The sequence below is a fragment of the Erysipelothrix amsterdamensis genome, assembly GCF_940143175.1.
GTDB lineage: Bacteria > Bacillota_I > Bacilli_A > Erysipelotrichales > Erysipelotrichaceae > Erysipelothrix > Erysipelothrix amsterdamensis.
This window is the reverse complement of the sequence record NZ_OW659496.1, coordinates 1,571,079-1,585,655: the sequence shown is the minus strand read 5'-3', so window position 1 is coordinate 1,585,655 and position 14,577 is coordinate 1,571,079. Positions and strand designations below refer to the sequence as shown.

Sequence of the window (14,577 nt, the reverse complement as noted above, 5' to 3'; positions counted from 1 at the left end):
TACAGATTCATTTTAAGGAAGATAGGCTAATAAATGTATTTAACGATCTACGAACTCCGTTAATAATGTGGTTGAGATGACATTCCTATTATTCGAAAACCACGAGTTAGTATTGGTAAAAGTTATTTGTGTTTGTTACGGAAGGAACTTGGAGACATAGATTCCACATTTTTAAAAAATTGTGAAAAATAAGAAGGTGATCTAAAACCTACAATATCTGATATTTGTGTTATGGATAAATCGGTGTTGATTAATAGCTTTTTGGCCTCAATCATACGTTTTCGTAATAGATAATCAATAGGTGATAATCCTGTCTGTTCTTTGAAGATATGCGATAGATAAAATTTATTTAAAAATGTGAGTGATGCAAGATGATCAAGCGTAATGTTTTCGCGATAGTGAAGGTTTAGGTAATGTTCTAAGAATATACAATCTTTATTCTCACCGCCGCTCGATGTTTCAACATCCAGAAGCGATGTTGTGCGACGCATTGTATTTAAAACCAAAACTCTAAGAAGATTATCCACAATCAATTCTGACATTTCATCATGGGATTTTTTTGCTTCGAGAATTGCCTTAATATAAAATAAAATCTCGTGTTTATAGTCTTCGTAATTATGAATGGATACACCTGGATGCTCCTTTTGTTCAGTAGAAAATTCAACGCAATCAATGCCTAAAACAATGTACTCTAATCCGCTTTTCGCATCACTACATTCCGTATGCAAGACATTTGGATTAATGATAATTAAGTCATCTGCTTGAATTGGTAGTTTAAGATTGTCCGCGAAGCGAAAATAACCACTTCCGCGTACAACATACATTAATTCCGCAAAAGGATGTGAGTGAAGCGTAGAATGCCAATCTGAATCGTAGCGAGAACTATCAATATAAAGTAATTTAAGTCGGTTTAGACGCTTTGTAAGGTCGTGTTTCGTTTCCATAAATTCCCCCTGTATAATTAAAGTATATTATTATTGAATAAAATAAACAAGATAGTACAAGATTGTAACAATATCTCGATTGCTTCAAGTCATCATGTAGGGTCATAATGAGGACATAGGAGGTATGTTATGAAAATACTGAATCAATTTCAACTGGATGGGGATATTGTAAGTTGTGAGCTCTATGGAAATGGGCATATAAATGACACTTATCGGGTTGAGACACTAAACGATGTGTATATCCTGCAAAGAATTAATACACATGTATTCAAGAAACCAGAGTTGTTGATGGAGAATATAGGTCGGGTGACACGATTTATTCAAGATAAAATAAATAAACAAGGAGGGGATTCCTCAAGAGAATCGCTTACGTTAATACCTACATTAGACCAAAGTGATTATACAGTGGATGAAGGTGGTAACTACTGGCGTGTGTATCGTTTTATACAAAATACTATTTCGTATGATCTTGTTTTAGAAGTGAAAGATTTTTATGAAAGTGGTCGTGCATTTGGAAATTTTCAATATATGTTATCAGACTTTCCTGTGTCATCATTGCACAGTACAATCGAAGATTTTCATCATACACCTAGACGATTCGAGCAGTTTAAAAAAGCAGTAAGTAACGATGTGATGAATCGTAGCCATACGTGTGAAGCCGAGATTCAGTTTATATTAGAACGAGAATCGTTTATGAATACACTATGGGATTTATATGATAAGGGATCATTGAAACTAAAAGTTACCCATAATGACACAAAGCTGAATAATGTTTTATTAGATGCGGATAGTGGTGAGGGAGTTTGTGTCATTGATTTGGATACCGTTATGCCAGGATTTGCCTTAGATGACTTTGGGGATTCGATTCGATTTGGGGCCTCCACAGCACTTGAAGATGAACGTGATTTAAGCAAGGTTCACTTTGATCTCGATCTATACCGTGCTTATGTAGAGGGTTTTGTTGAAGGAGCTAACGGAAGTCTAACGAATTTAGAAATAGAACTGTTTCCGGTAGGAGCGAAAATGATGACCTTAGAATGTGGTATGCGTTTTTTAACAGATTATCTTGAAGGTGACGTTTACTTCAAAACGACGGATTCAATGCATAACTTAGCTCGAACACGAACACAGCTTAAATTGGTAAGTGATATGGAAGATTCATGGACGGATATGCAAGCTATCGCGAGTGCATATTGCTTATAATATAGATCAAATTATGAAAAATCATAAAAAAATTATAAACAGCAAGATATCATAAGTTAAGAACAATATCATGAAAGATTAAACGCTTACATTAATCTATAATAAGAGTATCAGGGAGGAACTTTAAATGAAAAAAATGTTAGTAATTTGCCTTACTGCATTGCTTATCCTAACCGGATGTGGAGAAAAAAAAGATGCTACATCCAATGAGGATAAAGTTTTAAAAGTAGCGGGATTAAACAGCGGATACGGTACTGAAGGCTTTAAGAAAGTTGTGGAAGCTTTTGAAGAAGCAAAAGGTGACGGTACTAAAGTAGAATTAGTACTTGAAAAAAACATCGCAGAAGTACTACGTCCACAAATTCAATCAGGGGATGTTCCCGATGTGATTTACCTTGCGATTGGTTCAGAAGGTAAACTTACAGATACAATGATTTCGGAAAAGAAAATTATGGATATTTCCGATATTATGGATATGAATGTGTTTGGAGAATCCGTAAAACTAAAGGACAAAATTAATGTCGGTGTTCAAAACACGATGCGTACAAGTCCATATGGAGATGGAAAGACCTATCTAGCACCTGTATTTTATGCTCCAACAGGACTCTTCTATAACCAAACGTTATTTACAGAAAAAGGATGGACCGTTCCAGAAACATGGGAAGAAATGTTTGCTTTAGGGGATCTTGCGAAAGCGGAAGACATCGCATTATTTACCTATCCAACAACAGGATATTTTGATGCATTTTTCTCATCAGTCTTAAATAATATGGTAGGTCCTGAAAAATTTGAAAAACTTATGAATTATGATCTTGAAACATGGAAAGATCCACAAGTTAAAGAGACCTTTGATTTAGTTGGAAAACTTCTAACATATACACATCCGGATACTGTTGCTCAAGCGAACGGCGAAGGATTTACGAAGAACCAACAACTAATCTTAGATAATAAAGCACTCTTTATTCCAAACGGTACCTGGTTAGCAGGAGAAATGGAAAAAGCACCTCGTGCTGAAGGATTTAAGTGGGGCTTAACAACAGCGCCCGTTCGTACAAAGGGTGATGCTACTTATGCAACCACCTTTGCGGAAGAAATGTATATTCCAGAAGGTGCGAAGAATGTGGACTTAGCAAAAGAATTCTTAACCTTTGTTTATTCTGATAAAGCCGTTGAACTCTTTGCGAATAATGGAAATGCAATTCAACCGGTTAAAGGTTCATCGGACTTGATTACTGATCAACAAACAAAAGATTTCTATGCCATTTATGGTCGTGGTGTTATTGCTTCATCCGTTGGATTTGCAGCGAAAGATCCAGTAGAAGGTGTTGATTTAACATCTGGTGATGGAATCTTATACGGAACCGTTAATGACATTGTATCGGGCCAAAAAACAGCAGATCAATGGTATCAAGAAGTTCTTGATGCAGTTTCAAAATATCAATAATTAACAATAAAGTATTTGATGTTTAAGGAGCGATGACATACGTGTTATCGCTCTTCTATTAAGAAGCCTTGAAATGGAGTGGGAATATGAATAAGAAAAAGGCAAAAAGACGGTTTGTAATTGGATGCTTAACCCCAGCACTCGTACTAATTGGAATCTTTATGGTTTATCCGACGATAAATATCTTTATGATGTCGCTTTTTAAATGGGGTGGATTATCCAGTACTAAAACCTTTGTAGGATTAAATAACTTTAAGATATTATTCCAAGATCTAAAATTTATTCAAGCAGTTCAAAATTCCATCTTACTCATTGTCATTGTGACAATTGTGACGTTTGGATTTGCAGTTGTGTTTGCGAACATTCTTGTGCGTGAAAATGTAAAAGGAAAAGGATTCTTTAGAGTTATCTTCTATATTCCTAACATTCTATCCGTAGCAATTATTTCCGCAATCTTCGCACAAATCTATGCTGTCGATCAAGGTGGTTTGTTGAATAGTGTTATTCGAATATTTAAACCGGAAACATGGAAAAACATTCAATTTCTAGGTGATCCAAATATTGTCTTGTATGCGGTAGCAGGGGCAATGATATGGCAAGCGATTGGTTATTACATGGTAATGTATATGGCAAGTATTAGCAGTATTCCAGAGCATTTGTATGAGTCTGCGAAAATTGAAGGGGCATCCCGAACCCGTCAATTCTTCCAAATCACACTACCATTAATATGGTCGAATCTACGGACTACACTAACGTTCTTTATTATTAGTACTATTAACATGAGTTTCTTATTTGTAAAGGTACTTACAAGTGGTGGACCTGGTGGATCCAGTGAAGTATTCTTGAGTTATTTATACAAACAAGCATACGATAATGCTTCGTATGGATATGGAATGGCGATTGGGGTCATGATTTTCTTATTTTCCTTTGCACTATCTGCAATTGTAAATAAGATTACAGAGCGTGATCCAATCCAAATGTAGGAGGATCTATGAAAAAACATAAGAGCATGAGTGCTGAAAAAGCATATAAGTTATTTATTTATGTTGTCCTAATCGCATTAACCATTTCCATAATCGTACCAATCGGTTGGGTATTTCTGGCATCACTTAAAGAACCATCAGAGTTTTTTATGAATCCATGGAAATTCCCGCAGAATCCGAACTTCAATAACTTTGTGGTTGCATTTAAAGAAGCTAAGATGGGTGAATACTTCCTTAATTCTGTTTATGTAACGGTTTTAGGAATCGTTCTTCTTTTGATTACGGCACTACCTGCGGCCTATGTCTTAGCGCGATTTGATTTTAAATTTAAGAAACAAATTAATGGTTTGTTTATGGCCGGCCTATTTATTAACGTAAACTATATTGTGATACCCATATTCTTAATGCTTTTAAAGTGGAATGAAAGCAGTAAATCACTTTTAAATATGAGTTTATTTATAAACAATCGATTCATGTTAGCAGTAGTTTATGCAGCCACTGCACTTCCATTTACGGTTTATCTGTTATCCGGATATTTTAAAACACTACCGAAGGCATTTGAAGAAGCAGCATCAATTGATGGATGTACGTACTTTCAGACGATGACAAAAATTATGATTCCAATGGCAAAACCAAGTATTGTAACGGTGATTCTCTTTAATTTTTTATCATTTTGGAATGAGTATATTATTGCATTAACCTTAATGCCAGGTGCTCAAAAAACATTACCTGTTGGATTAATAAACTTACAACAGGCAGCAAGAGGGGCTGCAAACCCTGGACCGCTTTATGCGGGGTTGGTAATTGTAATGTTACCAACACTTATCTTATATATATTTGTACAAAGCAAGCTCACTCAAGGGATGACCTTGGGTGGTGTTAAAGACTAGGAGATTAATATGAAAAAGAATAAAGGCCGTGTAACACTCCCAAGTGAAAACAACTTCCTTGAAGAAACCAAGGATTTAATGGAGCGTTGGGGTGCAGATGCCTTGCGTGATAGTGATGGAACCAAATTGGATAAAGATTTAAAAAATCTTGATGCGAAAATCTATACAACGTATTTTGTAGCCCGAGGTCAAAATGAATTTGCGCTACAACATATAACGGAGGCTCAACAGATTTTCTTGATGAGTGATTACCATTTTGCTATCAAAACAGAACTTGAAATTCCATTTATGACAGGATATCTGCGTGAACAACTTACTCCAGACTATGATCATGATCCTAAAGTTTGGTGGCAAGTTATTGATCGAACACGTAATGAAGTGGTTGATGTTTCGAAATGGGAGGTTGATTCAAAACGTGATGTTGTCGTGATAAAGGATACTGAGCCGTTCCATGAGTATACCGTTAATTTTCTTTCTTATATGATTTGGGATCCAACTCAAATGTACAACTACATCACAAACGACTGGAAAGATCGTGAGAAAGAGATTCCTTTCGATGTTCGACAACCACACTCTCAAAAATTTATGTTGGACACACTGAAAGACTTTCTAGAAACCAATCCCAAAACCGATGTGATTCGTTTTACGACGTTTTACTATCACTTTACTTTGTGCTTTAATGATCAACGAAAAGAAAAATTCGTGGACTGGTTTGGATATGGATCGAGTGTTTCTCCCCGTGCTTTAGAGGCGTTTGAAAAAGCGAAAGGCTATCGTCTCACCGCTGAAGACTTTATCCAAAATGGATATTATAATTCGACATTCTGCATGCCAACTCAAACATATAAAGATTATATTGATTTCCAACAACAATTTGTCGCTCAGCAAGCTAAAGCAATGGTTGATTTGGTGCATTCATACGGTAAAGAAGCCATGATGTTTTTAGGTGATAACTGGATTGGGGTTGAACCGTATGGAGCGTATTTCCATACAATAGGACTGGATGCAGTAGTGGGGAGTGTTGGCGGTGGGATGACGCTTCGACTTATTTCCGATATTCCTCATGTAAAATATACGGAAGGACGTTTTTTACCGTATTTCTTCCCTGATACATTCTTTGAGGGCAATGATGATGCAATTTTAAAAGAAGCAAATGACAATTGGATATCTGCACGTCGGGCATTAATGAGAAGTCCGCTTAATCGTATTGGTTACGGAGGATATCCAAGCCTTGCTTATAAATTTCCTAAGTTTGTCGATTATATTGCTAAAACTGCTGATGAATTTAGAGGAATCATTGATAAAATAGAAGATGTAAAACCGATGACTAAAGCAACAATTGGAATTATGAGTGCTTGGGGATCTCTTCGTAGTTGGCAAAACTTTATGGTTGCGCATGCATTACACTATAAACAAATTTACTCTTATATTGGAATTTTAGAGTCGCTCAGTGGTATGGATGTGGATGTTCGTTTTTTAAGTTTTGATGAGATTAAATCGGGTATACCAAGTGAAATTGATGTACTCATTAATGCAGGGGATGCGAAAACATCATTTTCAGGCGATGTTGTCTGGAGTAATCCAGCATTTGTAGCGATGATTCGAAAGTGGGTTTACGAAGGACATGGTTTTATCGGTGTTGGGGAACCGAGTGCTTTTGAAAAAGGAGGACATTTCTTCCAACTTCATGACGTTCTAGGTGTAGACAAGGAACTCGGGTTTACCTTGTCCACCGATAAGTATTTTAAAGAGGTGCTTTCAGATCATTTTATTACTCATGATCTTGAGAATGACTTTAATTATGGGGAAGCTATAAATAATGTGTATGCTCGAACTGCGGATACTGAAATAATTAAGATGGATAATGAGAATGTAACCATCGCAGCTAAATCATTTGGCAGAGGTCGTGGTGTGTATCTTTCAGGACTTCCATACAGTTTTGAAAACACACGTATTCTATATCGATCAATTTTTTATGCGATGAATAAAGAAAATCAAATGAAACGTTACTTCGCTTCCAATATACACTGTGAAGTGAATGTTTATCCACGATCAGTAGCATTATTGAATAATACGCATGAAACGCAAAAAACGATATTCTATGATGGTTTAGGTAAAGGGCAAGAGATAACCCTTGAGCCATCGGAAATTAAGTGGGGTGAACGCAATGAAGAAACTATTGAATGGTCTTATTAATGTAGGTGTGTTTATCTTGGGGATTTGGATGGTAATTCATTTCCAAAAAACCATTTCAATGCAATCATTATTCATGATGATTATTGGTTTGGGAATGTTACTGTATTTGCTCTATCGATATAATAAACGTTTTCTTTAGAGTATTAAAATAACACCTGATGAGACAGGTGTTATTTTGGTCTAGAATAGGACTTTAGAAGGATAAAATATGGAATCTATAAATGAAATAGTTAAAGCATTTTGTTTGAGTGGACATGTAAAAGAAATTGTTCCATTTGGAAATGGACATATTAATGATACTTATCGCGTAGTTTGCACCCAGGGAAGCTATGTTTTACAGAGAATTAATCATGAAATATTTTTAGACCCGAATGGACTTATCGACAATATTGAAAAAGTAACAAAACACATTCGTCAAAAAGTAATAAAACGTGGTGGTGATCCAAGTCGTGAGGTTTTAAATCTCATACCAACAATTCATGATAATTATGTTTTTAAGAGTGAAATGGGTGATTTTTGGCGTGCTTATAATTTGATAGAAAATTCGAAATCATTAGAACGTGTTGAAAATAGTGAGGATTTTTATCGAAGTGGTGTTGCCTTTGGATCGTTCCAGAAAGATTTAGAAGATTTTCCGGTTGAATCGTTAAATCTGACGATTCAAGATTTCCACAATACACCCAAACGATACGAGGATTTCATTAAATCGATTGAAATAAACAAATCAGGTCGAAAACATTTAGTATCTGAAGAAATTAAATTCGTGCTTAAATATCGAGACTTTGCAGAAACTTTATGGAATTACTATAATCAAGGACTTTTACCACTGAAGGTAACACATAATGATACGAAACTTAATAATGTTCTTCTGGATAGAGATTCAAATGAGGTGTTGTGTGTTGTGGACTTAGATACGGTTATGCCAGGGTTTTCTTTGGATGATTTTGGGGATTCGATTCGATTTGGTGCAAGCACTGCATTGGAGGATGAGAAAGACCTGTCGAAAGTGCACTTAAGCATCCCTTACTATGAGGCATATGTGGACGGTTTCATTACTGGTGCTGATGGAAGTTTGTCTGATTTAGAAATACAACTCTTTCCAGAAAGTGCCAAAATGATGACACTTGAATGTGGCTTTCGTTTTCTTAAAGATTATATTGATGGAGATACTTACTTCAAAACAAATTATCCAGATCACAATCTAGTAAGGGCACGTACACAGTTTAAATTAGTGCGAGAGATGGAAAATTCATGGGACACGCTCAAAAAAATTAGTGAGGACCGTCTAAAAGTGTAATTATGAAACTTCTAACTGAAAACTATGAATTTTAGGTGATATCGGTTACAATGTTTACTATATAAAAAGAAGGTGACATAATGATACGATTGGCTACGCCCGATGATTTAGAGGCAATTCGTTTGATTGCTTCGATTACATGGAAAGAAGCGTATAAGGATTTAATCCCACTGGATATTATTAATCGTTTTATTGAAGATGCTTATTCGCCCACAGTCCTTGAGCGCCGAATTGAAACGACAAAGCTTGTGGTAGCAGTTCAAGATGATTATATTGTTGGATTTGGAAACTATGAGATTCGTGACAATGATTTATATATTGTTGCATTGTACGTACTCCCCACACATCAACGTGCAGGTGTAGGATCGGAATTACTTTCATATATTGAGAAGAATGTTCCAGATTCTATTAATCAAGCATATGTTGATGTAGAAAATGGTAATGTTAGCGCAGAGTCATTTTATAAGAAATATGGATTTGTCCAAAAAATATGTATTCCAGATACACTGTACGGTTACCCACTCAAAACTTTACGTATGGTTTATGAAGTAAAACGTTGATGATTCAACGTTTTTTTTTATGAACTTTTGAATACAACCATGCTATGCCAATAACCAATGAAATAATCATCTTTGAAGCAAGGTGGTAGAAAAGGATATTTGTGTGTATCTTGATTAATGGCAAAAAAATGAATTGTGAAAAAAGTGAGGATGTTAATGACAAACACTGTAATTATAGAGTGAAAAACACCACGAACAAATAAAACACCTTGTTAGGACAAAGAAAGCGAAGTGTGAGTAAAAAGGCCTAATAACACGATAAAAACGAAGATTTTATCGATATAAGATAAACATATTATGAAAACCAAAGCAAATACTTAGAATTGATTCTGCTTCTATATTATCTTGTTAGAGCGTGCTTACGGAATGGGGAGGGGAATTAAATAAACGCAACACTTTAGTATGGATAAGAAAAGGAGTATTTTATGATGAAAAAAAATAAACTATTAAACAAGATCATGACAATTGCATTAACATTTGTCTTGCTCGTTACAAGTATTTCAATGAATCAAAATTATACAATATCTGCACAAGAGACAGAGGAATTGTTTCCATTCCGAGGCAATAAATTACAAAACCCCTATCTGAGATATGGTACAAAAGATACGACGATTCCAAATTGGAAACTCAGCTCAACAAATAACGTATTTGGTGGCGAAGCAGCTGGGACAATTAGCACAAAAGTAACTGATGGATATCGTGATATTGGAAAATATAATTATCTCGTAGGCGAGAAAAATGATACAGACCAAAGTGTATTTAAATCAAAGTCAATGAGAGTGGAAAACTCAAGTGTGGCAGAAAATGCAAGTTTTATGCTAGTTGGTCAAACGATTCAACTTCAGGCAGGCTATGAATATTATTTTAGAGCCGAGTTAAAGAGTGTTGATGGTACGAGCAAAGGGATGTTGAATATTTATCCTGGAACTGCAACGTCTGGAAAAAACGGACTTGCATCTGGAGGTTTTACAGCAACCAATAAATTAGAAATTGTAAGTTTACCTTTTATCGCTGATGGAAGTGGAGAAGTTACGGTTTCCCTACGTCACTTTGCTTCGAATGATAAAAATACACACTTAGAAATTTATCGAATGGGATTTTTCTTGAAAGATGACTATCTAATTCAAGAAGATACACATGCATTGTTTAATGACAGTGAGTTTAAAGAATTAGTGGGTAAAGATACAGCTGAAATTCAGAAAAATATTGATGCAATCCGAGCTAAAATTACTGCATCAGGAAACCCTTATGCAAGTGATGTTAAAGCATATGTAAACGACTTACTTGATAAGGCTCAAGCATTATTAGATCATGCAAAAGGAATTGAGAAAGCGATTAAGGATACTTTTGAAAACTTTGATGAAAAAGTATTAAAAGGTGATGTAACTCAAAACACAATCGATGAACTGAAAAACAACATTGGTGAAGTATCAAGTCCTGGACTTAAAGAAAAACTAACTAATGATTTAAAAGAAGTTGAACGTGTTTATGAATTGCAAGAGTTAAAACCAGTTCTAAAAGAAGAACTTGAAAAGAAAGCAAATGACGCAATCAAAAAAATTGAAGACTTAAAAAATGTACCGGAGTCTGAAAAGAAAGAAAAAATTGAAGCTATTCAAAAAGAATTAGAAACTGGGAAGAAGGCTATCGACGACGCGAAGACGCGTGAAGATGCTACGGATGCAAAAGATACATCTGCTGGAAACATTGATAAAATTGTAAGCGATGCAACTCTTGTCGATCGTAAAAACGACTCAAAATCTGATCTTGATAAAAAAGCTGAAGATGCTAAGAAAGAAATCGATAAGTTACCAAATTTAACGGATGATGAAAAGCAAAAAGCTAAAGATGACATTGATCAAAAAACTCAAGATGGAAAAGACGCAATTGATCAAGGAACGACACCAAAAGATGTTGAAGATGCAAAAAATACAACGGATACAGCGGTGAAAGAAATTGTTGATCAAGGTAAATTACAGGATGCAAAAAATAAAGCGAAAAAAGATTTAGAAGCAAAAGCCGATGAAACGAAAAAAGCGATTGATGCGCTTCCTGGAATTTCCCAAGAGTCGAAAGATAAAGCTAAAAACGAGATCGATAATGCACTAAATAAAGGTCTTGAAAATATTGAAAAAGGTAAATCTATTGAAGATGTTACTAAAGTAATAACAGAAACTTCAAAAGAAATGGATGCCATTAAAGATGCACTCATTAAAGAAAACAATGATACAATCGATGCTTTAATTAATGATAAAAAGTCAAGTCTTGATGCAGAAGCAAAAAAAGCAAAAGAAACAATCGATAAACTTGAAAACTTATCGCAAGACGAAAAAGATGAAGCAAAGAAAGTAATTGATAAAACTGTTAATGATGCTTCAAAAGAACTTGATAAAGCAACAACACCATCAGATATCGACTCAATTTATAATCAAGGTAAAGATACTATCGGTAATGTTGTTGTAAAAGCAGAACTAGATGATGCAAAGACGAAAGCTATAGCTGATTTAAATGCTAAAGCTGAAGAAGTCCGAAAACAAATTGCTGATAAGCCGGCGCTAACCGATCAACAACGTAAAGAAGCAAATGATGAAATCAACAAAACTCTCGCAGATGCAACGAAGCGTATTGAAGATACAGCGGTTATTACGGAGATTCCTGAAAACTTAAAAACAGGTATCGATGAATTAGATGCAATTGAAAAAAAATACGAAACGAAAAGCACAGGCAATTTAGACAAGAAAAAAGAAGATTCTAAATCAGAGCTTGATAAAAAGGCTGAAGATGCTAAAAAAGAAATCGATAAGTTACCAAACTTAACAGATGATGAAAAGCAAAAAGCCAAAGATGATATCGATCAAAAAAATCAAGACGGAAAAGATGCAATTGATAACTCAAACGATCCTAAAGACATTGAAAAAGTTGTCGATACAACTGATAAAGGGATTAAGGACATCGTTGAGGACAATGTGCTTCTAGATACTAAAAATAAAGCTAAAGACGATCTTGATAAAAAAGCTGAAGATGCTAAGAAAAAAATCGATAAGTTACCAAACTTAACGGATGATGAAAAGCAAAAAGCTAAAGATGACATTGATCAAAAAACACAAGATGGAAAAGATGCAATTGATCAAGGAACGACACCAAAAGATGTTGAAGATGCAAAAAATACAACGGATACAGCGGTGAAAGAAATTGTTGATCAAAGTACATTACAGGATGCAAAAAATAAAGCGAAAAAAGATTTAGAAGCAAAAGCCGATGAAACGAAAAAAGCGATTGATGCACTTCCTGGTCTTTCCCAAGAAGCAAAAGACAAAGCTAAGGCTGAAATCGATAATGCATTAAATAAAGGTCTTGAGAGCGTAGAACTTGGTACGTCAACTGAAGCAATTAATAAAGTTGTAACAGATACAAAAACCGAAATGGATGCTATTAAAGATGCTCTCGTTAAAGAAAATTTCGAAACGCTTAAAAAACTTAAAGATGACAAGAAAGCAAGTTTAAACGCAGAAGCTGAGAAGGCAAAAGAAAAAATCGATAAACTTGAAAACTTATCACAAAACGAAAAAGATAAAGCGAAAAAAGAAATTGATAAAACCGTTAATGACGCTTCTAAAGCTCTAGATAAAGCAACAACGCCATCAGACATCGACTCAATTTATAATCAAGGTAAAGATGATATTAGTAAAGTTGTTGTTAAAGCAGAGCTTGATGATGCAAAAATCAAAGCTATTGCAGATTTAAAAGCAAAAGCAGAAGAAGTTCGTAAACAAATTGCTGATAAACCGTCACTTTCAAATCAACAACGTAAAGAAGCAAATGACGAGATTAACAAAACTCTTGCAGATGCAATTAAGCGTATTGAAGATACTGCGGTTATAACGGAGATTCCTGAGAACTTAAAAACAGGTATTGATGAATTAGATGCAATTGAAAAAAAATACGAAGCGAAAAACACAGGCAATTTAGATAAGAAAAAAGAAGATTCTAAATCAGAGCTTGATAAAAAAGCTGAAGATGCTAAAAAAGAAATCGATAAGTTACCAAACCTAACGGATAAAGAAAAAACCAAAGCTAAAGATGATATTGATCAAAAAAATCAAGACAGCAAAGATGCAATTGATAACTCAAACGATCCTAAAGAAATTGAGGACGTGATCGATACAACCGATAAAGGGATTAATGAGATTGTTGATGACAACAAGCTTCTCGATTCCAAGAATGAAGCTAAAGATGATCTCGATAAGAAGGCTGAAGAAGCTAAAAAAGAAATTGATTCGTTACCAAACTTAACGGATGAAGAGAAAACCAAAGCTAAAGATAATATCGATCAAAAAAATCAAGAAGGAAAAGATGCAATTGATCAATCAAAAGATTCTAAAGAAATTGAAAAAGTGATTGATACAACGGATAAAGGAATCAATGATATTGTTGATGATAATAAACTTCTCGATTCCAAGAATAAAGCTAAAGACGATCTTGATAAAAAAGCTGAAGATGCAAAGAAAGAAATCGATAAGTTACCAAACTTAACAGATGATGAAAAGCAGAAAGCAAAAGATGATATTGATCAAAAAACTCAAGATGGTAAAGACGCAATTGATCAAGGTACGACACCAAAAGATGTTGAAGATGCGAAAAATACAACAGACAAAGCAGTGAAAGACATTGTTGATCAAAGCACGTTACAAGATGCAAAAAACAAAGCTAAAAAAGATTTAGAAGCGAAAGCAGATGAAACGAAAAAAGCGATTGATGCATTACCGGGACTAACTCAAGACGAAAAAACTAAAGCTAAAGCCGAAGTAGATAAAGTCTTAAAAGAAGGTCTTGATTCAATTGACTCTAGTTCGAAAATTGATAAGATAAATAAATCTTTAAATTATTCAATTAATGAGATGGACAAAATTGTTAAGAATTTAATGAAATCACAACCGGTTCTTCCTGCAGCTGGAATTACTGCAAGCAGTATACGTTTATACGGACTACTATTGAGCCTTGTTGGTATGTTAATCTTTGTGATTCAAACAAAGAAAAATCGTTATAATAACTAAATAATT

Annotated in this window: 10 protein-coding genes; 9 read left to right on the top strand and 1 reads right to left on the bottom strand. The window is 34.7% G+C overall.

Annotation, left to right across the window (positions count from 1 at the left end; translation table 11 throughout):
• Positions 1-122: 122 nt before the first annotated feature.
• Entirely contained in the window at positions 123-944 is an 822-nt protein-coding gene (locus tag NMG63_RS07610) for an AraC family transcriptional regulator (RefSeq protein WP_254006875.1), read from the bottom strand.
• Positions 945-1,073: 129 nt separating this feature from the next.
• On the opposite strand from NMG63_RS07610, the gene NMG63_RS07605 reads away from it, so the two are divergent.
• The 9 genes from NMG63_RS07605 (at position 1,074) to NMG63_RS07565 (ending at position 14,571) form a co-directional block, all read left to right on the top strand.
• Positions 1,074-2,147, top strand: coding sequence for a phosphotransferase enzyme family protein (locus tag NMG63_RS07605; protein WP_254006874.1), 1,074 nt, complete (start codon positions 1,074-1,076; stop codon positions 2,145-2,147).
• 127 nt (positions 2,148-2,274) lie between these two features.
• Positions 2,275-3,591, top strand: a complete 1,317-nt coding sequence (locus NMG63_RS07600) for a carbohydrate ABC transporter substrate-binding protein (protein WP_123171093.1) — start codon at positions 2,275-2,277, stop codon at positions 3,589-3,591.
• Positions 3,592-3,677: 86 nt separating this feature from the next.
• Positions 3,678-4,574, top strand: a complete 897-nt coding sequence (locus tag NMG63_RS07595) for a carbohydrate ABC transporter permease (protein ID WP_123171094.1) — start codon at positions 3,678-3,680, stop codon at positions 4,572-4,574.
• Positions 4,575-4,582: 8 nt separating this feature from the next.
• A complete protein-coding gene (locus NMG63_RS07590; protein WP_254006873.1) occupies positions 4,583-5,464 on the top strand; it encodes a carbohydrate ABC transporter permease in 882 nt (293 codons plus the stop codon).
• Between the two features lie 9 nt (positions 5,465-5,473).
• A complete protein-coding gene (gene gnpA, locus NMG63_RS07585) occupies positions 5,474-7,660 on the top strand; it encodes a 1,3-beta-galactosyl-N-acetylhexosamine phosphorylase (RefSeq protein WP_254006872.1) in 2,187 nt (728 codons plus the stop codon).
• Positions 7,632-7,799, top strand: a complete 168-nt coding sequence (locus NMG63_RS07580) for a DUF6903 family protein (protein ID WP_164762396.1) — start codon at positions 7,632-7,634, stop codon at positions 7,797-7,799. Before gnpA ends, NMG63_RS07580 begins: the two co-directional genes overlap by 29 nt.
• Positions 7,800-7,868: 69 nt before the next feature.
• The gene (locus tag NMG63_RS07575; protein WP_254006871.1) at positions 7,869-8,957 is read left to right on the top strand and encodes a phosphotransferase enzyme family protein; all 1,089 of its coding nucleotides are present in this window, start codon (positions 7,869-7,871) and stop codon (positions 8,955-8,957) included.
• Positions 8,958-9,037: 80 nt separating this feature from the next.
• On the top strand, positions 9,038-9,517 hold the full coding sequence (locus NMG63_RS07570) for a GNAT family N-acetyltransferase (RefSeq protein ID WP_123171097.1): 480 nt from the start codon (positions 9,038-9,040) through the stop codon (positions 9,515-9,517).
• A 425-nt stretch (positions 9,518-9,942) separates the two neighbouring features.
• Positions 9,943-14,571, top strand: a complete 4,629-nt coding sequence (locus NMG63_RS07565) for a DUF1542 domain-containing protein (protein WP_254006870.1) — start codon at positions 9,943-9,945, stop codon at positions 14,569-14,571.
• Positions 14,572-14,577 lie beyond the last annotated feature (6 nt).